This window comes from Corynebacterium sp. HMSC066C02, from assembly GCF_001814945.1.
GTDB classification, from domain to species: Bacteria; Actinomycetota; Actinomycetes; order Mycobacteriales; family Mycobacteriaceae; genus Corynebacterium; species Corynebacterium aurimucosum.
Genome location: NZ_KV818440.1, coordinates 1 through 23877 on the forward strand (window position 1 = coordinate 1; position 23877 = coordinate 23877).

Genomic DNA, 23877 nt, shown 5'->3' on the forward strand with positions numbered 1-23877 from the left:
CGCCACAGCCTCGGCACCCTCACACTGATTGAGTCTTATACATCCAAAGTCAAAAAGACCCTGGATGCCTGGAACTTAAGAATCAAACTCGCTGCCACACCCGCACACCGCATCCCACATGTTGCCGCCGCACGGCTTAAAGAACTGCGTGCTAAAAGAACCGCCAAACCAGGCGTACGCATCACCTACCGGGAACAAGGCCCCAACACGCTCTCCATTACCGATGACGCCACCACGATTGCCAACATGCGCGCCGTCTTAGAATCCACCAACACCACCGACCTTCTTCAAGCCGCCAATGACATCTTCTTCAAAGAAAGCACTGGATCCACACCCGCGGTGCGCACCCAAGTCATCATCACCCTGAATGAGCTCGACCAAATCATCAACGGCGACGGGGACGAAATCCAGCTCAACCTGACTAACGGCGCGCGCATGACAGGCGCAGAGTTTCTCACCCACAAGTTTGCCGAAATAGGCTACGCCACCATCGTCCACCCTCTCGACGGGCCCATCAACACCTGGCGCTTAGAGCGTGGGGCAAACCTCAACCAACGCCTTAGCCTGCACGCCGAATTCCACACCTGCTCAAGACCAGGGTGTAACAAGCCAGCGGATTACTGCCAGGTCCATCACCTCATCCCGTGGCAGGCAGGTGGCTACACCAACATTAAGAACTTAACTTTCCTGTGCGCTTATCACAACGGCATCAACGACGATGACCCTTCAAGGCCTACCGGACGTGGCTACATGTACCGACTCAACACCGGGGTCAGCTTCATCCCACCCTGGGGTGCACCGATAACGCAATGCCGGAATACCAAGAAGCACTAGCCAGACTCAACACCGAAAAAGCAGGACAGCCACCAAAGGAACCACGCGACAGCAGTTAACCCCAGCCACCACACACAGCAACAACTGAAAGGAAACGGCTTACCACCAGCGACAACACCGCTACCCGCCAACCGAGGGAAGGTTCGCGGGCACACCGGCGATCCTTCAGATACCACCCACAAACCACAACAAGGCACGCGGGGGTCCCTGACCACGGCTAATGCGCCACAACATGCAGCGGGGTGTACCGGGACTCTTAAGCCCTTAAAGGAGAAACCCGCCACCCAGATGCAACGGCAGTGACAGTAAGGCCGGGTTTAAGCCCTTAAAGAACGAGACCCGCCAACCGAAAGATTAACGGGATACCCGTGGTGTGTGACAACAAGTCGACCGTGCGATGCCCCACCGCAGCGAAACACTTTCAAGCTAGTTCTCGAAAGCAATTGACCTGAAGCAGGGGCGGCCGAGAACTTTACTGCCCGCTATCCCGGCTATCCACACCGCCTGCGGATGACAGATGCGCGCTCGCGGGCTGTGCAGCCGGCGGATGGATGGGACGTGCGGCGCTAAAAGCTAGGCATCCACCGGCGGGCCTCCCGGAGTCAGCTCAAGGATGCCCGCACCCACAAGATAGGTCGCTAGATCATTCAAATCAGCTTCCTCCCCGTTGTCGTCATAACCATCCATGACGTACTCAATGACCGCGTCGCCATCCTCGAGAACTTCCGCAATCACGTACTCCTCTGCCTCCCCAAAGGCGGCAATCTGCGAGCCACGGGCCGAAGTAAAGTCCTCAACGGAATCGCTTAGCCCAACGCTTTCTGTATCGCGAATCGCATCCGCGTTCTCTGTGTACTGAGCCACGAACTCCCTGTCCGGGCCATAAATACAAGAGATCGTCGGAACCCACTGCACGTCCAAGCCCAGATAGTCCGACTGCCCAAAGAAAGACGTGTCCTCATAGCACTCGTCCGAAAGCCCAATAAGCGGTTCGGGCACCGGAGCAGATACCTCGGAGGCTCGGATACTGTCGACATCATCAGCGTCGTATGTACTATTCCAATACGTGTCATCAGAAGCCGCGACGTTTCGTGGTGCTTCGTCGAAGTCGGCTGCGACATCCTTGAAGAAGGAAACCGCAGCAAAGATTGCGACGGCTGCGATAATAGCGAGTACAAGGATTACTGCCAGTACAATCCACAGCACCTTCTTCGAGCTCGACTTCTTTTCCGGCGGCTGCGGCATTGCCGGTCCGCTGGCGTTAGGCCCTTGATTCTGATTGTTAAATCCAGGTGCTGCTTGGTTGTGCGCTGGGTGGCCTTGCTGTGGGTTCTGTCCAAATCCACCGGGCGGTTGTTGCGGGTTAGCGAAAGGGTTCGTCATGCCGATCAATCTAACAGAGAACCACGTCACAATATTGTGAAAAATGCAGGATGCGAGGCCCGTTCCCCGTCATAGCTTTTCGATCTGACGGTGCAGCGCATTAGACTGCCATCCGATGAGTACTTTCGCCGATCTCGGCCTCCCCCGCGATGTTGTCCGTGTTCTAGATAAGCAGGGCATCACGACCCCCTTCCCTATCCAAGAAGCCGCGATCCCCGACACCCTCTCCGGCAAGGACGTCCTCGGCCGCGGCCCCACCGGTTCGGGGAAAACCTTTACGTTCGGTCTTCCTATGTTGTCCCGGCTGGCAAAATCTGGTGTTTCCCGCCCCGCGCACCCACGTGGGCTCGTTCTGGCACCAACACGCGAGTTGGCAACCCAGATCCAGCAGCGCCTGGAAGAACCAGCAGCTGCCCTCGGCCTGCGTGTGCTTGCGGTAGTCGGAGGCGTCAACATCAACAACCACATTCGCTCACTCGCGCGCCCGGTCGACCTGCTCGTTGCTACACCGGGGCGAGCACAGGATCTGATCGACCAGGGCAAGCTTTTCTTCGACCACGTCGCTATCACTGCGCTCGACGAGGCCGACCAGATGGCGGACATGGGATTTCTTCCCCAAGTGCGCAAACTACTTAAGCTCACCCCACCAGACGGCCAACGCCTACTCTTCTCCGCCACCCTCGACGGTGAAGTCAACAAGCTGGTCCAGCAGTTCATGCACGAGCCCGTAACTCACTCCACCGCGCCTGTCGAGGCCGCCGTGGACACGATGGAGCACCACCTGATATACATCGGCACGCGTGAGGCGCGCAACGACGTCGTCCTGCGCCTAGGTGCACGCAAAGGCAAGACCATCATGTTCATGCGCACTAAGCACGGCGTCGACAGGCAGGCCAAAAAACTCCGCAGAGTCGGTATCAATGCGCTGCCCCTCCACGGCGATAAGGGCCAGGGCTCACGGACAAAGGCTATAGAGGGCTTCGCCGACGGCAGCGTTCCTGTGCTCGTCGCCACCGACATCGCCGCGCGGGGAATCGACATCGCGGACGTTTCCCTCGTCGTCCACGTTGACCCGCCCGCGGAACACAAGGCCTACCTGCACCGTTCCGGCCGCACGGCGCGCGGTGGAGATTCAGGCACCGTTGTCACGCTCGTCACTGATGAACAGCGCGACGAGGTGGCTAAACTCATCGCGAAAGCTGGGGTCAAACACACCGACCTCGACATCAGCGACCGCGCCAACCCCGCCAGCAGTCCTGAGCTTGCCCAGATGACCGGTGCACGCAAGCCAAAGGGCGAACCACTCGGCCCACCACACCAGCAACCATCTAAGAAGCAGGCATCGCGTCAGCGGGCGGGCAGCCAAGGCCAGCGCCACCGTAACTCGCGCCGCCGACGGGGCAACGCAGGTCAACGATGATTCTGCAGACCACAGACTGGCAAGCTCGAATGCGCAAGCATGAGGAATCAGCAGATGAGTTCCTCAAGCGCTTTCGGCACCCTGGTTCCTACCACCCTGTCTACGACTTTCTCTTCGAGTACTACCCTGTTCGCCCTTCGCATCTGCGGCGTTGGCACCCAGGGGTAGGCATCACCCTGGCAGGGGATGCTCCACACAGCGACTGGCGCTACTACCACCGCACTGCTGAGGGAATTGCGGTAGACACCGAGGCCTTCCTCGAGCGCCGCGGCGGTACCGTGCGCTACATCCTTGACCTACTGGAAAAGACCACACGCAACCCCACCCAATTTGATTGTTTTGGGCTGCATGAATGGGCCATGGTCTACCACACTGATGCTCCTCGCCATGACCTGCCGTTGCGGTTAGGGGCGGAGGGGACGAATGAGGTCGTCGACAAGCACCGCATCAAGTGCACCCATTACGATGCCTTCCGTTTCTTTACGGAGCCCGCGCGTCCGCTCAATCTCACGGTGCTCAACCGCGAAGACCAGCCGGAAAACGACCAAGCAGGGTGCGTCCATGTGAGCATGGATCTCTATAAGTGGGCGTGGAAATTGGGGCCGCTGGTGCCGGGTGAGTTGTTTCTTGACACCTTCCGTCTGGCCGTCGCCGCACGCACGCTCGATATGGAGGCCTCTCCCTACGATTGTCGAGAATGGGGCTTTGGTGTCGTTCCTATCGAAACGCCCGAGGGAAAGTCGGAGTACGTGCGACGCCAACGCGCGCTTGCCGACGCCTCCGAGCCACTCCGCGCGCGGCTTGTCTCCCAAATTAGAGCAGCGCTGAGCGCTACAATGAGAGACCATTGATGTGACCCGTCGGGACGCATTGCGCGGCCCCGAGACCTCAGCGCGGAAGGAAAAAGATGGCTCGGCACTCGGATGGAAAAAATAACTACGCATTTGCACCGTGGGTCATCATCGTGGCCGTCCTGGCGGTGTTGGCGCTGGCCATCGGCGGTTTCTTCCTTTTCCGAGAGGGAGATTCCTCAAAATCTGAAACAGAGGCTGCGGACACAACCGCTGCGACTTCCACTGAGGAAGCCCCCACCAGCGCTGCTGCCAAGACTCCGGAATCCGCAACGTCTTCAGAATCAGAGCAGCCTTCTTCGGCCGCGCCCAGCGCGGAAGACAAGGCCCCTGAAGATGTCGCGCCAAATACGCTGTTCCTGCTCGATACATCCGACAGCCTTGCGCCGTACTTCGATGCTGTCACTCAGGGCGTGGCGGAGGCGGCAACGGCGGTCGGCGCGAAGGGAAGCCAAGTGGCTCTCTGGAACTATTCCTCCCCCATTTCCGCAACAGCCATCGTGGGCTTCCGTCAAAATGTTGCTTACGGCGACGCCGAGAACGTCGCCTTTGCCGTGGGGCAGTTCGGCACCGGCGGTGTACCACAAACACGCAGCGCCGTCGTTGCGGCACTCGATAACGCCACGGATCAAACAGCTGGTAGTGGCGAAAACACTCGCGTCGTGCTGATTACCACTGGGACCCAACAGGATATGGATGACGCAAGCTTTGCGGAGGCAGCCAAGAACGCTCGCGGTGAAGGCGTTAGTTTGAGTGTGGTCCATATCGGTGATGGCGAAAAGGACACAGAGTTGGAAAAACTCGCAGACGATTATTCCACTGTCTCGAATCCTTCCAATGCACAAGAAAGCATCGCGAGCGCCGCTGGGGCGTAATAATTTGGGTACGCACCTGGAGGATGCGCGGCCTTGCTTGAAGCGACGGTGTGCGGGCACGTAAAACCGTCATGTGGGTGCAGGGCTGCAGAGAAGAAAAGCCGCCGCATCCTCAACAGCACTGACGTGAGCTGCAGTGCGCAGGAGGAGGAGCGGCGGCGGCTTCCTGTGGTAGGCGTTTTAGGAGGTCTTGCGCTTGCGGCGAGCGGCCAGCTCGTCGAGGCCAATGACAACGTCGATGTCTTCTTCCTCTACAACACGCTCGGCTGGGAAGGAAGTAATGGTACCAGAGAGTTCCTTGAGAATACCCGGCACAGCGATGCCGAACACGCCTTGGCCGCCGGCCAGCAGGTCGATAACTTCGTCGTTAGACCGGCACTCGTAGACCGTGGTGCCGTCCGACACCAAGGTGAGCTCAGCAAGATCGTTGACACCACGGTCGCGCAAAGACTCCACGGCGAGGCGGATGTTCTGGAGGGAGATTCCGGTATCCAGAAGGCGCTTGACAATCTTCAGGACCAGCACGTCTTTAAAGGAGTACAAGCGCTGGGAACCGGAACCGCGGGCAGTACGGATCGAGGGCTTAACCAAGTCGGTGCGCGCCCAGTAGTCCAGCTGGCGATAGGTGATTCCAGCTACCTGACACGCGATGGGAACGCGGTAGCCCAGCTCCTCATCAGGCCCTACATCGAAGAGAGATTCCTGAACGTAGGTGTTGGCGGCAATCTCGTCGAGCGGCAGGGCGCTGGACTCAGTACGATTATTCTTACTGCTCACGTAATTACTCCAGTGATACTTGAGGGGAGTTCTATTTTTCTATTAAAGGACACGTCAGCGACGGCGTCAAGGGTCGTCATCGGTGAACCTCTAGTAAAACTTTAGACTTTTTGATTCACTTTGTCATCATTAGTCACACGCGTGTCATTAAAAAATTTCAGTGACAGCACGAGAAAAGCGGCGCCCGTAAGGGCGCCGCTCTGTCCATCAAAGGTCGGTTTAGAACATAAGTCCGCTATTGAACCACGCGGAACCTAGGCTCCTCACAGTGAAGGAGTTAGTCCTCCCCTTCCTCTCCTCCGAGCAAGTCCTCCTCCGATATGCCAGAATCACGCATCATCTGCTCGAAGCCATCATCTTCCTGCGTTTTCTGCTGAGCAGCTCGCTCTTGAAAGTCGCGCATGCGCTTCTCTGGAAAGGTTTCCGGGGATTCCGCCTCGCGCTCTAGGTCGTAATACTCTTTAAGGTCCTCGTCGCTAATGTAGATGGCCACCTCGTCGAGCACATCCTTTTCAAAATGGATGGGTAGCCCATAGTGGTCTGCCAGGACGAGTGCATCGGACAGACGGGCATCATGCTCTTCGCCGGTTCCGTCCACAAGATCAACCATGAAAACGCCTTTGCGGTACTCGGAGACGCAGATGTGCTCGATGCCATCGAGCTGGTCCGCGAAGGCGATGAGCAGCTCGTAGGTACTTGGCCGCGCGTTGAAATGGCGCTCGAGGACTTGCAGCACGCGCGCCCCATCAATCGGTGAGACCCACACTGGCACGTGCCGGTCCGCCTCTTCCCAGTAGAAAAGAGCGCACAGATTGTTTTCGGGTCCGACGGGATGGATTCCTAAAAATTTCAGTACTTCAGTAGTCATGGGACCCACTTTTACACACTTTTCTTGCACATGGTTCTCGGGCCAGCTAGGCAGCGAAAAGATACTCGGAGTGGCACAAGAAGGCGACACGAAGCATGGGTTAGGCCACATTCCATCGCGAGCCAGGCATCAGGTTTTATGGCCGGAATTCGTCGCGAAGCTCGGTCTTGACCAACGTCCCGTGGAGCGATAAAACCAGGGCCGCCATCTGCTGTGACAGTTCCTCCGCCTGTTGCGGGGCGGTATCAGACTTCGAATGCGCGACCGGCGTTGCCACCTGCGAAATCATGTCCGCCTGGCGTCGGGCAGCATTGCGCAGCGATTTCAACTGCCGAGCCTCGAGCCCAAAGGACTCCAGCGCCACGGCCGCGGAGACAATGGACACGTCATCCGTGTCGAAGAAGCCCGCCGGATCCGGCTTGATCAGGCCCACCGAGACCAGTTTCGCGATGTTTTCCTGCGTTGTTCCGGCTTGGTCGGCCACGTCGGCGTCGGTAAGCCGGGTAACTACCGGCGCACGTAGCTGCTCAGCGCTGATAAGGGCCTCAGCCTGGGAGGAGACAATAGCGGTCACCTGCCCCGAGTCCATCGCATCCAGTTGTTCCCGAATGACCTTGAGCGGCGTGTAGTGATCACGCTGCGCAGTCAGAATGTAGCGCAGGCGGTCCAAGTCTTTTTGGTAATAGCGACGGTAGCCCTTTGCGGTGCGCTCCGGAGTAATCAGCCCCTCAGACTCCAAGAAGCGAATCTTCGACACCGTCACGTCCGGAAATTGCTTCTGAACGTGCTTCAGCGTTACGCCAATAGACATGGGCTTCTGCTTAGCAGGCTTGGTCTTCTTGGCCACGGAAGACGCTGCTGCGGCAGCGGCGGTGGACTTCTGCGCACTCACGATAGGACTACTACTGCTTTCTACACGGTTTCACTTGGACACAGCGGGAACGTGGGCAGGGTGCGAAATAAACCTACTCCCCTCGCACCCGTTAGTTCCTGCTAACTAGAACTGCTTTATTGAGGGGCAATAAAAACCAGGCGGAACTTACCGATCTGGATTTCATCGCCTACTTCCAGCACCTGCGCATTGCGCGGCTCACGGTTGACGTAAGTGCCGTTGAGCGATCCGACATCGACAACCTCAAATTGGCCGTCTTTGGAGCGGAACTCGGCATGGCGGCGGGACACCGTGACATCATCAAGGAAGATGTCTGCTTCTGGGTGGCGTCCGGCGGTAGTGGTCGGCTGATCCAGCAGGAAGCGTGCGCCAGCGTTGGGACCGCGCTTTACGACGAGCAGCGCCTGGCCCTCTGCCAGGTTCTCAGCGCCGGCAACGGAGGCGTCAGAACCCGCCGCGGTGCCGTTTTCCATCTCCTTGAGAAGATCAGCGCGGAAGACAGAAGTAGTCTCTGCCTGCGGTTCCGGCGTTCCGGTATTCTCGGTCATTTTTACCTCCGAAGGGTCGGATCGATGTTGACTCATTCCATATTAGCGACTCCGCTGTCCGCGCGAGTCACCTCTGGCGCATTTACATTAGCGGAAAATGTTTCCTATGCCCTTGAGCACGGAATTTCCGCCCCCAGATAGTGGGTTATCAGAGACCATATAAGTCCACGTGGCGCTCGGTCGAGACAGCCCATGATCCTCGAGGTGGGCACCCTCAGAATCAATAAGCACAGTCTTAAAAGTATCTAGAGCATCATCAACTGCCCGCTGCGCCAAGTCCTTAAATTCACGCACCGCGATGCGGTGGTATTCGTCGATGGGCGTCTCGCGGGCGATGGCGCGCAAGTGGATGGATTCACGAACGTCATCCATCAGCTCTAGGTGGTCGGCCCACGCCAAATCTAGGTGGTACAGCATAATCTCGCGGGCAGCCCGCTCACGAGCTTCCGCGGGGACGTCGCCAAGCTCGGCTGCGCGTTCGGGCGCCCGTTCAGCCAACTCCTGCCAGGCTTGATCAGTGTCGAGCAACTTGGCACGGCGCTCATCGATAATGATGCGTTGGTCCGCGAGTAGCTGGTTGTACTTCCAGGTTTGCGCGTGAATCTCCAGCAATTGCCCTTCCGTCACGCGTTGGCAGTGTGCAATGAAGTCCCGGACGCGCTTGGAATCGATGAGCCCATCGGCATCGGGGCGCGCGGACAAGGATTCATCTTCCCCGCCCTGTTTGACCACGTCATCCTCCAAGGAAACGAAAAAGAGCGACATGCCCGGATCTCCTTGGCGGCCTGCACGCCCGCGCAACTGGTTATCCAAACGGGAGGAGCGGTGCCGCGAGGTGCCGAGCACTGCCAAACCGCCCTTTTCAACAACGACTTCACGGTCAGACTCATCCGCGCCGCCCAGCTTGATATCGGTGCCGCGGCCCGCCATCTGGGTAGACACAGTCACTCGCCCCACGTCGCCTGCTTCCGCAACGATGCGCGCCTCGTCCTCATCATTTTTTGCGTTGAGGACGTTGACCGTAATCCCCTGTTCACGTAGGGCTTCGGCGAGGTCTTCTGATTCAGCAACATCGTGGGTACCCACGAGTACCGGCTGGCCAGTGCTATTGATTGCCACGATTTCATTGACGATGGCACGGGATTTTTCATCCACGGAGGCATAAATGCGGTCAGGTTCGTCGAAGCGCTGCAGTTCCTTGTTACGGTCGATGACCGAGACGTGCAGGTCATAGAACTGACGCAGTTGGTCTGTTGCCTCCACTGCGGTTCCGGTCATGCCGCACACTAGCGGATAGCGCCGCATGAGCTCCTGGAGCGTAATGGTGTCGAGGATGCGCCCTCCTTCTGACACCTCTAGGCCTTCCTTGGCCTCCACCGCGGCCTGGAGGCCATCCGGCCAGCGCTGCAGTTCCGCTACGCGGCCGCGGGAGGCGTCGATAAGCTGCAATTTTCCGTCCGTGATGATGTAGTGAATATCGCGGATAAGCAGTGCCTTAGCGTGCAGCGCTAAGTTAACTTTGACCAGCACGGAGCCGATGTTCTCCTCCGAGTAGAGCGAGTCGAGTCCCAATTCGTGCTCCACACGTGCCGCGCCCTCCTCGGTGAGCGCTACCGTGCGCCCATCCTCCGCAATAACGTAGTCCTGCTCCTCTCGCAGCCGGGAAACCACGTTGGTGATGTGGCCCGTAGATTCCTCACCGGGGCGATTTCCGGCGAGGACGAGGGGGACGAGGGCTTCGTCGACAAGCACAGAATCCGCTTCATCCACCAACGCCACATCCGCGCGCGCTTGCACCGTTTGCTCGCGGGACGTGATCTGGTTATCCCGTAGCACATCGAAACCGAGCTCATTGACTGGTGCATAGATGATGTCGGATAAGTAAGCCGCGCGGCGTTCTTCCGGGCCGAGCTTCTCCGTTACCGGGGCCACCGTGAGTCCAAAGAACTCCACGAGCGGGCGCATCCATTCAGCGTCGCGCGCTGCTAGATAATTGTTCACTGTCACCAGGTGCACGCGCTTGCCGGTCAGCGCAAAACCCGTCGCGGCCATGGCTCCCACCAGCGTCTTTCCCTCACCAGTGGCCATCTGGATAACGTCGCCTTCAAGAAGACGCAGCACAGCTTGGGACTGGACAGTAAAGGGACGCATGCCAAGCTTGCGTTCGCTGGCCACGGCTAGGGCTGCGAGGAAGCGGGATTTATCCGCGATCTTGCCGTCCTTCACGCACTCCCGTGCGGTGGCGGCAACCTCTGCATCCGACAGGTTCGCGATATCCTCTACCGCGGAATCTGCGGCCGTCACAACGGCTTTCGACTTCTTGTTGTTGCGTTCGGACTGCGCGCCCATTGCCTTCCAGAACCAATCGAATGCGCCCATGAGCACTCCTCCATCCTTGTGCGTCATACAGGTCTTCTATCGACTCTAGTCAACCCCGGTTCGCAGGCGTGCGTTCGCCCTTATATCCTTATGGTCATGCAATCCGTGAACGTGTCGCTCCCCTCCAGCACCGGTACCACGATGGCCGGAACCATCGACTTCCCTGACTCCCCTCCGCAAGCCTTCGCCATCTTCGCGCACTGCTTTGCCGGCTCGCGCCATACCCCGGGCGCTGCCCGCGTGAGCAAACAGCTGACTAACTTTGGCATCGCTACCCTGCGCTTTGATTTTCCTGGCCTAGGCCAATCCGAAGGAAATTTTGCGGACACATGTTTCAGCCAGAATGTTGCCGATATCCAGGCCGCCGCTGACTGGCTAGCACAGAACTATTCCGCACCGCAGCTACTCATGGGCCATTCACTGGGCGGGGCTGCCGCTCTGGCCGCGGCCAACAACATTCGCTCCCTCAAGGCCGTGGCCACCATCGGCGCCCCCTTCGATCCTGCACACTCCGTGCTGCACTACGCCGACAAGATCGGCGAGGTCGACGCCAACGGTGAAGTCGAGGTCACCCTTGGAGGCCGGGCGCTGACCATTTCGCGTCTCTTCCTCGAAGACCTTGCTGAGACCAACCCGGAGGACTATCTTCCGCGTCTGCGCAAGCCCCTCATGGTGCTGCATTCCCCCATTGATCAAACGGTGGGCATTGATAACGCGCAAAATATTTTCCGGACCACGCGTTATCCCAAGTCCCTCGTCGCCTTGGATAAGGCCGATCACCTGGTGACTAAGCAGGGCGCGGCAGCCCGTGCCGCCGACCTCATCGGGGCGTGGGCGGAGCAGTTCATTGTTCCGGAGAGCATTCCCACCCCAGTTGCTGAGGACTCAGCGCTTGCAATCCCGGCAGTTGGAACCAGGATGGGCGTCGTCGTGCGCCACAATGACCGATCGGTGAGCGCTGACCGCACGAAAAAGAACGGCGGCAAAGGCCAAGGTTTCACCGCGGAAGGCCTTCTTATGTCCGCTGTGGCTGCGGCAAGCACTCAGGCCATCAAAGAAGCGGGCAAGGCGCAGAAAATGGACGCGAAGGTGCTCGAAGCGGTATCTGTCAGGGTTAGCCAAGAATCCGAATCTCGTTTCACACGTATGGTGACGCTTCCTGGCTCTCTGAGTGCCGATCAACAACGCGCGCTTGCCGACGCCGCCGCTTCCACCACCATCGACTCCCTCCTCGCTGTGGACATCGCCACCGCCGTGGCAACCACTGCAGAATAAGCCGCCCATGGTTGTTCTTAACCCACTTGATCCTGGCGCCCGCTGCCCCTGCGGTACCGGCCTAAGCTTCGGCGAGTGCTGCTCGCGCTACCATACCGGCACACCCGCCCCCTCAGCGGAGGCCCTGATGCGCTCGCGTTTCAGCGCTTTCGTCACCGGCGACGAGGATTATTTGCTGCGCACCTGGGACCCCGAAACCCGCCCGGAGCGCCTCGACCTCGCCGAAACCGGCATTCGCTTTTATCGCCTCGACATTATCGACACCGTCGCGGGCGGCCCCTTGGACCAGACCGGCATCGTTGAATTCGAGGCTTTCTATAAGGGAGCTGCCAAGGGCTCTCAACGGGAGCGCTCCTCTTTTCGCCGCCAAGGCGGGCAGTGGGTCTATTCCACCGGAGAGTTTTAGAGCCTTTAAAACAGAGGTTGAGCTGGGATTTGTCGAAGCGAATACCGCTGGTGTAATCTGTAGCAGTTGCACGAAATAGTGCGACGGCGGACTATGGCGCAGTTTGGTAGCGCACTACACTGGGGGTGTAGGGGTCGCAGGTTCAAATCCTGTTAGTCCGACAGTATTACGGCTGGTCAGAGCGATTCTGGCCAGCCTTTTCTCACGTTTTCCTTTCCCATCCCGAGATGGACTAGCGGGCTAGTCCACCGTAACTCAGAACTTCAAAGTGCCTAATGTGTCGTCGCCAAGCAGCGCTGCCCCTATGTTTCTCCCCCTCATGGGCTAAAGAGCGTTTCTAACTAGGGCTATAACCTGGGTTGAGGCACTATTACAATTCATGGAATTGTTGTTGACCTACCTCGCTGTGGTGTTTGGTTGCGGCCTCATCGCGTGGGCAGTGCGCCTGCCTCCACTTATTGGATTTCTCGCCGCTGGCTTTGCGCTCAACGCCGGCGGAGTCGAGCATGTCGAAGCATTAAATCTATTCGCGGACATTGGCGTTACTCTCATGCTTTTCGCAATCGGGTTACGCCTCGATCTCAGGGCCTTAACTGATAAAGCTGTGTGGCTGACAGCCAGCGCACATGTACTCGTGATGACTCTGCTCGGAGCGGGCTTCATTACAGCACTCGGGGCTCTTGGTGTATTTGGACCTACGAGCTTTTCGGTAGCTGTCAACATCGCCCTGGTACTGAGCTTCTCAAGCACCATCGTGGTCTTAAAAATCCTGCAGGACCGCGGCGATGAACAAGCCCTGTACGGAAATATCTGTATTGGCGTACTCATTATGCAGGACATCATCGCTGTTGCCTTCATGAGCATTCTCCGCGGGGAGCCGCCCAGCTTGACTGCCCTCTTGCTTGTACTCATCGTGCCGCTACTGGCATTGACAACGCGCCGCTGGTACAAGCTCGGCCACGGTGAGCTGGGCGCACTATTCGGCATCGTGATGGCCCTTCTGCCTGGTTATGCTCTTTTCGAATGGGTCGGACTCTCGGGCAGTCTGGGTGCTCTCATCATGGGCGTGGTTCTCTCTCGCTCCCCTGGGGCGGAACAACTCAGCCATTCACTGTTCACACTCAAAGAATTGCTGCTGGTTGGCTTCTTCGTCAACATCGGCTTCCTGGGCCTCCCGACGTGGCAGCACCTCCTTGACGCCAGCCTGCTCCTAATGCTTTTGCCTGTCCAGGGAATCGCCTACTGGGCTATCCTGTGGACTCTAGGGCTGCGCAACCGTACTTCCGTCCTCGCGTCTTTGCTCCTGGCCAATTATTCCGAATTCGCGTTAATCATTGCTGCCCTCGGGGTGGAAGACGGCTGGCTGAATCAGCGCTGGCTACTTTCATTGGTTCTCGCAGTGTCCTTGAGCTTCGTCATCTCCGCCATTTTCAACCCACAGAGCGTCTCGCGGGCCACGCACGTGGCCAAACGCTTACCTACGCGCCCACCGCACAAGATTCACCCGGAAGATCGTCCGATCGAGCTGGGGGATGCCCATGCTTTGGTCCTTGGGGTCGGCCGCCTAGGACTTTCCTGTTACAAGGAGCTCACAGAGGTCTATGGCGCGAAAGTCTTAGGCGTGGAGCATGATCCAGCCCGGGTGCGCCACCTCCAAGAGCGCGGCTTCAATGTCGTGGAAGGCGATGCCACCGATGTCGACTTCTGGGAGCGTGTCAAGGACAGTCACCACATTGACATGATCATGCTTGCTATGCCCGCCCAGCACGCGAACGTCGACGCAGTCAAGGAGATCTTCGCCTCCGATATCAACCCCGAGGAATGCACCATTAGCTCGGTGGCAATGTACCGCGAGGACGTAGAAGACCTCGAGGAACTCGGGCTTAACGTCGTGGTGCATCTGCAGGACGGTGCAGGCGAATCACTGGCCGAACGGACCTTCACCGAAAACCAGATGCGGCGCCTGCGCCTGGCTGGTGAGCTCTAGGTCTACGACGGCATCGGAGCGGCGTCTTCCCACCCCGGCGGGCTTTCTCCTCCTCCGGCCACACAAATGCACCTAGAAACTACGCATATCTCACCCGCCACAAAGTAACTTCACACGGAAGAACTAAGAAGAAAAATCTCCGCTTCCCCTTAAGGAAGTGGAGATTAGCCGTGATAAGCGTTGCGGCCAACTAGGAACGCTGCACCGTCACGAGAGTGAAACTAGTTTGCCATACCGCTAAGGCTTCGCATGATACCGCCAAATTCGATATCCATATACTGCGTGAGGACTTCAAAAATGAAGTCCGAGTCATAACCACGCAATGGACCCTTTGTGCTCAACATGGAAAGACCATGAGCACCCGCCCATACCGAAATAACTAGGGTGAAAAGCACCCACGGGGTGCGTGGTCCATCAACCTCATCGATAACCTCGCGCACAAGAGACATAATGAAGCCAAAAGCTCGTCCAAACTCGCTAAAGTCGCGCTCGAGCTCGACCGCTTTGTTTGCATTCGGGAGGAAATTATCTTCGAATGACATGGGGACGATTGGCCCAGATGCAATCTTGATCAGCGTATCGAAACCTTGTGGGTCATACAGGGCATGTGAGACATACCCATAACCTGTGGCCTTAATCTTGGATACGGCACTAGCATCTTCAGGCAATGCAGCCACCTGACGGTAAATGAACTCATAGTTGATCTTGTCCAGATAGCGCTCAAGATAGTTAGCTAGTTCCTTATCACTTTCAAACAGGTGTTCAGCCTCTTGAACGCTGAGGCCTGCTCGATTCGCAGCTCCGCCGATGTACAGTCCGGTTACACCACGATCAAGAATCTCCTCGACAGCACCCCGAAGCAGCGCTGAACGCTGCTCTTCTTCTGTCGTGCGTGGAAGATCCTTAGCCTTTGTCAAAAGCGCTTCCGGCTGCTCCCCCACCAATCCATAAGGAATGGTGCGTTCAATTCGCTCACCCCTAAAAAATGGGTAAAGACCAACGCTGAGAGTATCCATAACAGCACTAAACGTCTGCTTCTTGGCTGCTGGCGAAAGGTAACGCAAGATTCCTTCAGCAGCGAGCTGCGTTACGCCGTGCAAATGCGAGAAGATAGACAACGCTGAAAGCAGAGTCCCCTTTGCATCGACCTCTCGGCCGCCAGATTCCCTTATAGCGTCTTCAGTCAGCTCAAAAAGCATCCGCATTATAGGGCACGTCTCGGCGCGCCCGCCTCGGTCAACAAAATCTTCCGCCTTCAGCCCCACCTGCGGCGTTGCGTGGACCGCAGTAAATGCTGCGAAGGCGGAAGGATCCTCAACCGCAAAAGAGAAATACGACAGAGCTGTGGCCCGGAGCTTGTCCACTGCAGTTGCGTTTTCAGGTAAGCGTTCTAGATGTAAATCAACTACTGAGGTCAATGCTTCATTGAGCGAATGCTTAGTAGCTTCAACAAGCTCAGCCTCAGATGCAAACAGTGCCCGTGCTTCCCCAAAAGGCACATCGACTTGATCTGCAACCTCCCGCAGGCGGACTTCATCAATACCCGCCTTGGCAATGACCCGGCCGGCTTGCTCAATAAGTAGCTGCCGAGAGGGGCGGTTACCGTGTTCCACATCTACTGAAGTAGTCACGGTCATTAGCCTACCCAGGAATAGGTCAATTTTAATTCCATAAACGCAAGATAGGAAACTTTATAGAATATTCTCAGTTTTCTTCCTGGCCGCATCAGTCCGCAACTGAACCAAAAAGGTTGAACTATACATTAGTGTAAAACTTATACAGTCCTGCCCACTTTGTGGACAGGACTTTTTAGACTACTGGGCATGCCCTAGTCACCCAAGGCTACCATGCCGGAGAGGCGGCTAGTCTTTACTTCTGCTCATCGCCCTCGGGAGCCTCAGCACCCTGGTTGCCGATACGCTCATCAAGCTGGTCACGCACAGAGTCAATCTTATCTGCCTTGTCCTCGCCCAGCTTTCCCTTAGCCAAGTCTGCACCCTTGTCCAGTGCGCTATCCGAAATCTGCTCACCCTTATCGGTGTTCAGCGCATCCTTTGCCTTGTCAAAAATACCCATTTCTACAGTCCTTCCTTTGCTTTACTGTTTCTAACAGTGCTGGCTTCCAACACCCGAAGGCACCTACACCAGAGCCGTGTTCACTATTGCGTGAAGCCTCCTTAGACTCCCCACGCAACGAACAGATGTTCTACGGTCGCTGCCTTCGGCGTGCGCGCCAACACACCCCCACCGTACCGACGCCCTGAGTTCTTCGCCACAGCGTTTATAAATTAACGCTGTCAACAGCGCATGGCAGTTTTGGAAAACTAGATTCTAAGAGTTTTAAGTATCTCTATAATGCCCCACCCCCACCATCTACCCCTTTTCGTTCAACAACTTGGCACGTGCCATCACCCTCTCATTTGTGAACGCCTGTACTCTAAGACACAATCCTTTTGTGCTCTTTTCACTCTTTGCCGCGGGAAACGAGTAAAGGGCCCGATGTTCAACGCCCCCCTTGGTCCTTAATCTCTATAACCAACACACTAATCGCCACGATGTCTTCGTCTCATTCCTCCCCTGATTGCCTTCCTCCCACGCGCCCTCGCGTCACCGCACCATCCCCCGTAGAGCGCGCTTCCACCGATGTGGGGTCGGTTTTTGGGCTTGTATGGCCGGGCAAGGAACAAGCTGCTGCGCTGGCCAAAGAAGACTCTGTGAGCAAGCGAAAGCTCATCAGCGGCCGGGGTTCTTCCCCTAACAGTGTTAGCGTGGCAGATAATCTAGCTGCACTGAATGACTTTATTGAGCGGGGTATGCGCGCGGACATCATCTACATCGATCCGCCGTACAACACTGGTAAAGACTTTGTCTATCGTGACAACTTCCGACAGCGCCGCGATATGCGCTCAGAGCATTTTGGGCAGTGGCATGCAGAATGGCTTTCCATGATGCTGCCGCGCTTAATCCTGGCGCGTGAGGTGCTTGCTGACGCAGGCTTCATCCTCGTGTCAATCGGCGAATCAGAATCGGCCCATCTACGCCTCCTTCTGAATGAAGTTTTTGGTGAAGATTGCTTTGCTGGCCAACTCATTTGGAAGAAGGGCGGGACTGGCAAGAATGACTCGAAGTATGCCGTACTAGAACATGAATACATCTTGTGTTACGCCAAGTCCCCAGCAAATCCTGGGTTCAATGTGGATGTAGAGGCGCAGACCTCGACCCGCTACAACCACAGTGACGAGAAGGGCAACTACTCCTTAGTCCGATTGGACTCTAAAACTTTGGGCTACCTACCCAGTCTGGACTTCCCCATCGTCGCCCCCGACGGCCGCGAGTACTGGCCCCATCAACCAGAAGGAAAATCAAAGGTAGCTCGCTGGCGATGGGGCAAGGACAAGGTTGCTGAACACTACGAAGAATTGGTGTTCAGGCGTGGTTTTGTCTACACCAAAAACTATGAAAAGAAGGGTGCACGACCTCGTTCCATCCTGGATGGGCAGCGATTCGGAGTCACACGCACAGGCCGTCGCGATGCCGAAGAAGCTCTCGGCATCACAGGTGTCTTCGACTTCCCTAAACCCGTACGGCTTCTCAAGCACCTCATTGCCATCGCCGGTGGGCCAGACGCGGTAGTCCTTGATTTTTTCGCTGGCTCGGGGACAACCGCTCAAGCCGTCGTCGAGCTCAACCGCGAGGACGGTGGCCATCGCTCTTTCCATTTGGTGCAGATTCCCGCCCCCACAGAGGCCTCCAGTGCGGCGCGCCAAGCAGGCTTCGACACGGTTGCAGATATCTGTCTCGCACGAGTTCGCTCACTCGATGTGCCCTTTGACCACTTCATCCTGGACTAGCAAAACCGCGCAGTAACGCCCCTAGGCCACGCCGTGCTCTTCGGTGCCTTCTGGGCGCCCGGGGATGCCAAAGAAATCCAGTACTGCATCGGTGGCGAATCCTTGTCCGACTTCGATTTTCGTGTCATTGTTTCCGCCCGGCCATACGTGAGATCCGCCTTCGATGCGGATGTGCTGTAGCGGTGCTTCACAGGCAGTCCAGGTCTCTCTGGTGGCACCGTTTGTCAGGCGCACGGAATCGACGTCCCCTCGACAGTCATTGCGCCGCTGATCCTGCCCAAGCACCTCTGCTACTGAAGAATAGGCAGTATCGTGGCGCACTCCGCCTTCGTAATTAACTACGGGATCTTTTGTACCGTGGATATCCAAACGGCCGACAGGTTTATCCAAACAATTCGTATGGATTCCTTCGTAATATGCCGCCGAAACTGTCGCTACAGATCGAAAGGTGCCCGGCATCCGGCAGGCCAGGAAGGCTGCGAACCCCCCGCCGTTGGACAGACCTGCGGCATAGATGGCGTTATCGTCCACCTCATAAGTAGAACGCAGACTATCCACGAGAGAGCGAACGAATTCTAGGTCTTCTTCAGCGCTAGTAGCAGCGTAGGGGGCTGGTGCCCACGCGGCCTTCTCCCCCGCTGGGTAGGCAACAATGGCGTGAGCGGCATTGAATTGGGTGTACTGCTCCATATTCTCCGGAGAATCTGTATACCCGTGGAAAGACAGCAGCACCGGCCAGGAACGCTCAGGCGTGTAGTTTTCAGGCACATGGAGAAGGAAGCTCCGACCAGAGGCCAACCGAACTTTCTTCGTGTGTCCAGGCTCCGGGCCGACCAGCATAGGAGCTAGTGGGATACCGAGATCATTTGTCCACTCTGCTGGGGAGGTTGACGTAGGTGCTTCCTCTTCAGGCGAGCTGCACGACGCCAACGCCATGACAGTTGCCGCGACGGCGACAGACCCAGCGAGCGCACGCAACCGGCGCAGCCGCGTTGCGGAATCTTCGCCCATCATTCCCCTCGCCACATTCATTATCGGAAAATATCCTCGTCCACCTTAAAACATCCCACCAACATCCACGAACCTGCAGCACCACGGTAAGTTTGAGAGCATCATGAGCTCTTTGCCTTCCGACCCATCCGATTCCTTGGGCGTACCCTCTCCGCACCCGCTACCCGAGCATTACCCCAGCTACCGGCACGCATCCGGAAAAGAATCTCCTAACTTCGGCACTGCTCAACAGCGGGTGCATTCTGGCCGAGCTTTCCAACAAGGAGCCGACGTCTACCACGATGCTCGTCCTGGATATCCGCCGGAAGTATCGCAACTTATTTCCTCTGCACACACCGTCCTCGACGTTGGGGCAGGAACCGGCAAACTGACCGAGTCACTGCACAATCCTGTCGTCTACGCCAGCGATCCTTCCCCTGATATGGCACGAGTATTGGCACGCCTGGGGATTCCCTGCTGGCGCGCCACCGCTGAGAACACAGCTGCGGATACCGCCTCCCTCGACGCCATCACCTGTGCTCAAACCTGGCACTGGGTCGATGTCGATCGAGCTTGTGCGGAATTTGACCGAGTGCTCCGCCCAGGGGGAAAAGTGCTTTTGGTGTGGAATACACTAGACGTTCACGCTGACCCATGGATCCTCCGGCTCTCCCGCATCATGCATTCAGGTGATATCCACCGTCCCGGTTTCTATCCCGCTTTGAGCGATCCGTGGACGCTCCGTGAAGAGCTTCGCTTAACGTGGGAACACGAGCTGTGCCCCGAAGAACTGCATGCACTCATGCATACTCGCTCATACTGGCTTCGCAATGGAGCGAAAATCCATGAACGCATGACGCACAACCTCAACTGGTACCTCTACGAGCACATGGGGTTTAGCCCCGGACAAGCGCTGAGCATCCCGTACCGTACGGATGCATTCTTGTTGGGCCGCCATGGCGAGTAGTTCCGCCATGGCCAGGAGCGGGCCTTCGGCAGCCATGACAACTGTCATCACTGATTGGTGACACATCTTCTACGCTGCAAATACTTCACAGCCATAGCGTGAAGATATGAGCACAACACCTACACTCCCGCCGGCCGTAGATGTCAGGGGCGTCGGCAAAGTCTTCAACGCATCCTCCCGAGAACCTGTTCCAGCGCTTCACGATGTCTCCCTCACCATTCAACGGGGTGAAGTCGTCGGTTTGCTGGGTACGAATGGCGCTGGCAAGACCACGCTCATTGACCTCATCCTTGGGCTCACGAGTCCAACTTCAGGGACAATTAACGTGCTCGGCACCTCGCCAAAGGAAGCAGCGAAGACTGGACGCATCGGCGCGGTCATGCAATCCGGCGGCTTACTCCCAGATATCACGGTGAAGGAAACCCTCGAGCTCCTTGGCGCGGCTTTCCCATCCCACCGCCCATTAAAGGACATTATTGAGCGCGCGAACTTAGGCGATATTCTCTCGCGCCGGGTGGGGAAATGCTCCGGCGGCGAGCAACAGCGTGTGAGGTTCGGCTTAGCGCTGTTGGGGGATCCGGAGCTGTTGCTTCTCGACGAACCCACGGCCGGCATGGATGCCGCGGCTCGGCGTCACTTCTGGGAGGCCATGCACCACGAGGCTGAATCCGGCCGGACCATCGTCCTTACTACTCATTACCTTGAGGAAGCAGATTCTTTTGCCCAGCGCATCGTCATGCTCAACAAGGGCGAGGTTCAAGCCGACGGCTCCACGGAGGAGATCCGCAAATCTAACTCCACCCGGATTATTCGCGCCACCTTTCCCGATGGGCTGCCTGATTCCCTCTTGAGTGCTGATCTTCCGGGAGTTGTCCGCCTAGAACGCACCAAAACTGGCCTCACCATCACTACACGGGACTCTGACGCTGTGGCCCGCTTCCTGCTCACTAAAACTGCAGCTCGCGATATCACCATCGCTGGCCATAGCTTGGAGGATTCCTTCTTGGAGCTTTCCAACGCATCCCCGACTACCGCCAATCTTTAAGGAGACAACCACCATGAGCACACGCATGGCATCACCCAACCTTGCCGCCACGCTACGGTACGCCGGTCACGACCTCAAGCGATTGCGCCGCGACCTACCAACGCTCTTCTTTAGTATTGGGCTACCGATCATCTTCTACATTCTCTTCGGCGCGATGCAAGAATATGGCGACGTTGAGTTCAACGGCGGAAACGTTGCTGCCATGGTCATGATCGGCATGGCGCTCTATGCCGGTGCCACAGGTGCTGTAGGCGCTGCTGGCTCAATGATCGCAGAGAACCGCGCGGGGTGGGGCCGGCAATTGGCTCTTACTCCCCTGCAGCCTGTCCAGCTGGGAATCGCTCACTTCCTCAACATTGCGGTTCGAGCTATCTTGCCTATCGTCGCCGTTTTCAGCACTGGGGCGCTGACCAAAGCCAACTTGCAGCTGGAACAGTGGGTGCTGGCTTTTCTTGCTACCGTAGCCTGCGCCATCCCCTTCGGCTTCTACGGCATGGCTTGGGCCATGCTCATTCCATCGGAAAACAGTGTGTCCATTGCTTCCTCGAGCATCGTCATCCTCGCCTTTGCCGGAAACGTCTTCATGCCGCTCAAGGAAAACCTTCTTGACGTAGGACGCTTCTCCCCCATGTACGGCGCACAAGCTCTTGCTCGTTGGCCGCTGTCTGAAGGAGCTCAAATGATCAATGGCCATCAGCTTTTTATCAAAGATCCTCTCTGGTACGCATGGGTTAGTATCGCGGTATGGACAGTGGTTTTCGTCGGGACGTGCTTACTTCTTCGCAGCCGCGACAAAGACCGAGCATGATGCACAGCTTCAAGGCCCGCGATGCCGCCTTCGCCGCAGTCTGGCTGATATTTCTCCTTCCTGTACTGCTGCAAATCCTCTTCCAACCCACTACTTCTGCAGGACGGCGTTTCTGGGCAGTGGCAATCACCGTCGTCTTCTGCGTGGCCTATTCTCTTGCTTTCGGAACGTTGCACTCCTACCCACAGGAGTGGTCCTACCAGCGTCGCGTAGCTACGTGGTGGCTCATCCTCGCACTGCTAGCGCTTTTAGCTATTCCATCTCACGGTGTCTGGGCTGTGGTCTTCGCGCCCTACCTTGGGGCCTTAGTGTCCTTCACACAACCGCTCAAAACAGCGTCCACCATCATTGCCCTGACCGGTGCCGTAGTTGGTATCCCTCTTTGGTTTTACGCGGAGCAGCGCTTTATCGATTTCGCACTCATCCTCTTCGGGTGGCCGCTGCTCATCTTGACGCTGGGCACTTTGTCCCAGCGCGATGACACTGAAACCGCCTTGCGCCACGACTTGGATTTAGCTCAACAACGTGAAGACATCGCCGCAGATATTCACGATCTCCTCGGTCATACCCTCACGGCTATTAATCTCAAGTCAGAAGTAGCCCGCCGCCTGATCGACCATGATCCGTCGACAGCAGCCGCCGAGCTCGAGGAAATTAGCGCTCTTTCAAGGCTGTCCCTTGCAGAGGTCCGCTCGACAGTTACACGGATGAAGAACCCCACTTTTGCCGGTGAGATCCAGGCGGCCCGCCGCATCTTGGACACTGCCGGAATCACAACCCACCTTCCCGATACATTTACGCAGCCCCAGTCACATGAGGATCTTTTCTCCTGGGCACTGCGGGAACTCACCACCAATGTGGTGCGGCATTCTGGTGCCACGGAGTGCTGGGTAACCCTAGACGAAAACTCCTTGCAAGTAACGGATAACGGCGGCGGCTTCACGGAGGACGCTAAGCAGGCGCTTGCCGCCGGCCTCACAGGCCTTGCTGGCCTTCGCCGCCGTGCTGACGACGCGGGCGGCGACCTCATAATCCGGCGTAGCGACGGCTTAACCTCTGTCCTCTTGACTCTTGAAAACACCACCGAGGTAAAGGAGTTTCAGCAGCCATGACAGTTTCGATCCGAGTTCTTATCGCCGAAGACCAGTCACTGGTCCGCGGAGCGCTCACTGCACTGCTCAACACCGAACCGGACATAGAAGTCGTAGCGGACTGCGCTTCCGGGACAGAGGTCGCTGCACTCGTCGCTAAGCACAGCGTTGACGTGGCTCTACTGGATATTGAAATGCCCGGTATGAACGGCATCGATGCGGCACAAACTATCGCAGATACTGGCTGCCGCAGCCTTATCGTCACCACATTCGGGCGCTCTGGTTACGTCAAGCGTGCGCTCCAGGCAGGTGTCGATGGCTTTCTGGTCAAAGACACCCCGCCCGACGAACTCGCTGATGCCATCCGCCGAGTCCATTCCGGTATGCGAGTCATCGATTCGCAGCTTGCTCAAGATATTCTCTTCTCCCCCGACAATCCTTTGAGCGAAAGAGAAGTAGAGGTCTGTCGCCTGCTGCTGCGTGGGCTCGGCTCCGCCGACATCGCTTCACAGCTTCACCTCAGCGGCGGGACCGTGCGCAACCACGTCTCCGCAATTATGGCGAAGACGCGGGCAGCAAATCGCTTCGAAGCTGCACGGCGAGCCGAAGCTAATGGCTGGATTTAGGAGG

At 57.3% G+C, this 23877-nt stretch carries 21 protein-coding genes, 1 tRNA gene and 1 pseudogene; 14 read left to right on the plus strand and 9 right to left on the minus strand.

Going from position 1 to position 23877, the window contains the following annotated elements; all coding sequences use genetic code 11:
* A pseudogene (locus HMPREF2996_RS02865) lies at window positions 1–893 on the plus strand (HNH endonuclease signature motif containing protein); the annotation flags it as partial.
* 514 nt (window positions 894–1407) lie between these two features.
* Here the strand turns inward: HMPREF2996_RS02865 and HMPREF2996_RS02870 are convergent.
* The gene (locus HMPREF2996_RS02870; protein ID WP_246822977.1) at window positions 1408–2217 is read right to left on the minus strand and encodes a hypothetical protein; all 810 of its coding nucleotides are present in this window, start codon (window positions 2215–2217) and stop codon (window positions 1408–1410) included.
* A 115-nt stretch (window positions 2218–2332) separates the two neighbouring features.
* On the opposite strand from HMPREF2996_RS02870, the gene HMPREF2996_RS02875 reads away from it, so the two are divergent.
* Genes HMPREF2996_RS02875 through HMPREF2996_RS02885 form a run of 3 tightly spaced genes read left to right on the plus strand, consistent with a single transcriptional unit; the run spans window position 2333 to window position 5363 of the window.
* Window positions 2333–3637 carry a DEAD/DEAH box helicase gene (locus HMPREF2996_RS02875; RefSeq protein WP_070445159.1) on the plus strand — a complete coding sequence of 435 codons (1305 nt, stop codon included), beginning with the start codon at window positions 2333–2335 and terminating at the stop codon, window positions 3635–3637.
* Window positions 3634–4488 carry a 3-methyladenine DNA glycosylase gene (locus HMPREF2996_RS02880; RefSeq protein ID WP_070730036.1) on the plus strand — a complete coding sequence of 285 codons (855 nt, stop codon included), beginning with the start codon at window positions 3634–3636 and terminating at the stop codon, window positions 4486–4488. Before HMPREF2996_RS02875 ends, HMPREF2996_RS02880 begins: the two co-directional genes overlap by 4 nt.
* 56 nt (window positions 4489–4544) lie before the next feature.
* A complete protein-coding gene (locus tag HMPREF2996_RS02885) occupies window positions 4545–5363 on the plus strand; it encodes a vWA domain-containing protein (protein WP_070730038.1) in 819 nt (272 codons plus the stop codon).
* A 180-nt stretch (window positions 5364–5543) separates the two neighbouring features.
* Here HMPREF2996_RS02885 and HMPREF2996_RS02890 read toward each other — a convergent pair whose 3' ends face one another.
* From HMPREF2996_RS02890 to secA2, 5 genes are all read right to left on the minus strand, one after another.
* Window positions 5544–6104, minus strand: a complete 561-nt coding sequence (locus HMPREF2996_RS02890; RefSeq protein ID WP_168160900.1) for a MerR family transcriptional regulator — start codon at window positions 6102–6104, stop codon at window positions 5544–5546.
* A gap of 313 nt (window positions 6105–6417) precedes the next feature.
* A complete protein-coding gene (locus tag HMPREF2996_RS02895; RefSeq protein ID WP_070445145.1) occupies window positions 6418–7008 on the minus strand; it encodes a bifunctional nuclease domain-containing protein in 591 nt (196 codons plus the stop codon).
* A gap of 136 nt (window positions 7009–7144) precedes the next feature.
* Entirely contained in the window at window positions 7145–7900 is a 756-nt protein-coding gene (locus HMPREF2996_RS02900) for a transcriptional regulator FtsR (RefSeq protein WP_010186535.1), read from the minus strand.
* Between the two features lie 116 nt (window positions 7901–8016).
* A complete protein-coding gene (gene odhI / locus HMPREF2996_RS02905; protein WP_070730039.1) occupies window positions 8017–8448 on the minus strand; it encodes an oxoglutarate dehydrogenase inhibitor Odhl in 432 nt (143 codons plus the stop codon).
* 87 nt (window positions 8449–8535) lie between these two features.
* Window positions 8536–10827, minus strand: a complete 2292-nt coding sequence (gene secA2, locus HMPREF2996_RS02910; protein WP_070644639.1) for an accessory Sec system translocase SecA2 — start codon at window positions 10825–10827, stop codon at window positions 8536–8538.
* A 96-nt stretch (window positions 10828–10923) separates the two neighbouring features.
* Between secA2 and HMPREF2996_RS02915 the strand changes: the two genes are divergently transcribed.
* The 4 genes from HMPREF2996_RS02915 (at window position 10924) to HMPREF2996_RS02930 (ending at window position 14495) form a co-directional block, all read left to right on the plus strand.
* A complete protein-coding gene (locus tag HMPREF2996_RS02915) occupies window positions 10924–12102 on the plus strand; it encodes a bifunctional alpha/beta hydrolase/OsmC family protein (protein WP_210398890.1) in 1179 nt (392 codons plus the stop codon).
* A gap of 7 nt (window positions 12103–12109) precedes the next feature.
* Window positions 12110–12508: a YchJ family protein gene (locus HMPREF2996_RS02920; protein WP_070730043.1), complete on the plus strand. Its 399-nt coding sequence runs from the start codon at window positions 12110–12112 to the stop codon at window positions 12506–12508.
* 87 nt (window positions 12509–12595) lie between these two features.
* Window positions 12596–12669, plus strand: a tRNA-Pro gene (locus tag HMPREF2996_RS02925).
* Between the two features lie 218 nt (window positions 12670–12887).
* Window positions 12888–14495, plus strand: a complete 1608-nt coding sequence (locus HMPREF2996_RS02930; RefSeq protein ID WP_070445130.1) for a cation:proton antiporter family protein — start codon at window positions 12888–12890, stop codon at window positions 14493–14495.
* Between the two features lie 221 nt (window positions 14496–14716).
* On the opposite strand, the gene HMPREF2996_RS02935 is transcribed toward HMPREF2996_RS02930, so the two are convergent.
* Entirely contained in the window at window positions 14717–16126 is a 1410-nt protein-coding gene (locus HMPREF2996_RS02935) for a TetR/AcrR family transcriptional regulator (RefSeq protein ID WP_070730072.1), read from the minus strand.
* A 238-nt stretch (window positions 16127–16364) separates the two neighbouring features.
* Window positions 16365–16571 carry an antitoxin gene (locus HMPREF2996_RS02940; protein WP_070445127.1) on the minus strand — a complete coding sequence of 69 codons (207 nt, stop codon included), beginning with the start codon at window positions 16569–16571 and terminating at the stop codon, window positions 16365–16367.
* A gap of 479 nt (window positions 16572–17050) precedes the next feature.
* Between HMPREF2996_RS02940 and HMPREF2996_RS02945 the strand changes: the two genes are divergently transcribed.
* Window positions 17051–18346 (plus strand): site-specific DNA-methyltransferase, encoded by a 1296-nt coding sequence (locus HMPREF2996_RS02945; protein ID WP_371441121.1) that lies wholly within the window; start codon window positions 17051–17053, stop codon window positions 18344–18346.
* A 21-nt stretch (window positions 18347–18367) separates the two neighbouring features.
* Here the strand turns inward: HMPREF2996_RS02945 and HMPREF2996_RS02950 are convergent, their stop codons facing one another.
* Complete coding sequence (locus HMPREF2996_RS02950) at window positions 18368–19360, minus strand: CE1 family esterase (protein WP_246822978.1); 993 nt, start codon at window positions 19358–19360, stop codon at window positions 18368–18370.
* A gap of 100 nt (window positions 19361–19460) precedes the next feature.
* Between HMPREF2996_RS02950 and HMPREF2996_RS12415 the strand changes: the two genes are divergently transcribed.
* The 5 genes from HMPREF2996_RS12415 (at window position 19461) to HMPREF2996_RS02975 (ending at window position 23873) form a co-directional block, all read left to right on the plus strand.
* A complete protein-coding gene (locus HMPREF2996_RS12415) occupies window positions 19461–20303 on the plus strand; it encodes a class I SAM-dependent methyltransferase (RefSeq protein WP_083313773.1) in 843 nt (280 codons plus the stop codon).
* A 106-nt stretch (window positions 20304–20409) separates the two neighbouring features.
* Window positions 20410–21348, plus strand: coding sequence for an ABC transporter ATP-binding protein (locus HMPREF2996_RS02960; protein ID WP_070730047.1), 939 nt, complete (start codon window positions 20410–20412; stop codon window positions 21346–21348).
* 13 nt (window positions 21349–21361) lie between these two features.
* A complete protein-coding gene (locus tag HMPREF2996_RS02965; protein ID WP_070730049.1) occupies window positions 21362–22156 on the plus strand; it encodes an ABC transporter permease in 795 nt (264 codons plus the stop codon).
* On the plus strand, window positions 22153–23268 hold the full coding sequence (locus HMPREF2996_RS02970; protein ID WP_070730050.1) for a sensor histidine kinase: 1116 nt from the start codon (window positions 22153–22155) through the stop codon (window positions 23266–23268). Before HMPREF2996_RS02965 ends, HMPREF2996_RS02970 begins: the two co-directional genes overlap by 4 nt.
* Window positions 23265–23873, plus strand: coding sequence for a response regulator transcription factor (locus HMPREF2996_RS02975; RefSeq protein ID WP_070730053.1), 609 nt, complete (start codon window positions 23265–23267; stop codon window positions 23871–23873). The genes HMPREF2996_RS02970 and HMPREF2996_RS02975 overlap by 4 nt, the downstream gene beginning before the upstream one ends.
* Window positions 23874–23877: the final 4 nt, after the last annotated feature.

What these genes read in the sequence shown, in the direction of transcription:
- HMPREF2996_RS02870 (WP_246822977.1), bottom strand. Translation starts at nt 2,217, where the DNA reads ATGACGAACCCTTTCGCTAACCCGCAACAACCGCCCGGTGGATTTGGA.
- HMPREF2996_RS02875 (WP_070445159.1), top strand. Translation starts at nt 2,333, where the DNA reads ATGAGTACTTTCGCCGATCTCGGCCTCCCCCGCGATGTTGTCCGTGTT.
- HMPREF2996_RS02880 (WP_070730036.1), top strand. Translation starts at nt 3,634, where the DNA reads ATGATTCTGCAGACCACAGACTGGCAAGCTCGAATGCGCAAGCATGAG.
- HMPREF2996_RS02885 (WP_070730038.1), top strand. Translation starts at nt 4,545, where the DNA reads ATGGCTCGGCACTCGGATGGAAAAAATAACTACGCATTTGCACCGTGG.
- HMPREF2996_RS02895 (WP_070445145.1), bottom strand. Translation starts at nt 7,008, where the DNA reads ATGACTACTGAAGTACTGAAATTTTTAGGAATCCATCCCGTCGGACCC.
- odhI (WP_070730039.1), bottom strand. Translation starts at nt 8,448, where the DNA reads ATGACCGAGAATACCGGAACGCCGGAACCGCAGGCAGAGACTACTTCT.
- secA2 (WP_070644639.1), bottom strand. Translation starts at nt 10,827, where the DNA reads ATGGGCGCATTCGATTGGTTCTGGAAGGCAATGGGCGCGCAGTCCGAA.
- HMPREF2996_RS02915 (WP_210398890.1), top strand. Translation starts at nt 10,924, where the DNA reads ATGCAATCCGTGAACGTGTCGCTCCCCTCCAGCACCGGTACCACGATG.
- HMPREF2996_RS02920 (WP_070730043.1), top strand. Translation starts at nt 12,110, where the DNA reads ATGGTTGTTCTTAACCCACTTGATCCTGGCGCCCGCTGCCCCTGCGGT.
- HMPREF2996_RS02930 (WP_070445130.1), top strand. Translation starts at nt 12,888, where the DNA reads ATGGAATTGTTGTTGACCTACCTCGCTGTGGTGTTTGGTTGCGGCCTC.
- HMPREF2996_RS02940 (WP_070445127.1), bottom strand. Translation starts at nt 16,571, where the DNA reads ATGGGTATTTTTGACAAGGCAAAGGATGCGCTGAACACCGATAAGGGT.
- HMPREF2996_RS02945 (WP_371441121.1), top strand. Translation starts at nt 17,051, where the DNA reads ATGTCTTCGTCTCATTCCTCCCCTGATTGCCTTCCTCCCACGCGCCCT.
- HMPREF2996_RS02950 (WP_246822978.1), bottom strand. Translation starts at nt 19,360, where the DNA reads ATGATGGGCGAAGATTCCGCAACGCGGCTGCGCCGGTTGCGTGCGCTC.
- HMPREF2996_RS12415 (WP_083313773.1), top strand. Translation starts at nt 19,461, where the DNA reads ATGAGCTCTTTGCCTTCCGACCCATCCGATTCCTTGGGCGTACCCTCT.
- HMPREF2996_RS02960 (WP_070730047.1), top strand. Translation starts at nt 20,410, where the DNA reads ATGAGCACAACACCTACACTCCCGCCGGCCGTAGATGTCAGGGGCGTC.
- HMPREF2996_RS02965 (WP_070730049.1), top strand. Translation starts at nt 21,362, where the DNA reads ATGAGCACACGCATGGCATCACCCAACCTTGCCGCCACGCTACGGTAC.
- HMPREF2996_RS02970 (WP_070730050.1), top strand. Translation starts at nt 22,153, where the DNA reads ATGATGCACAGCTTCAAGGCCCGCGATGCCGCCTTCGCCGCAGTCTGG.
- HMPREF2996_RS02975 (WP_070730053.1), top strand. Translation starts at nt 23,265, where the DNA reads ATGACAGTTTCGATCCGAGTTCTTATCGCCGAAGACCAGTCACTGGTC.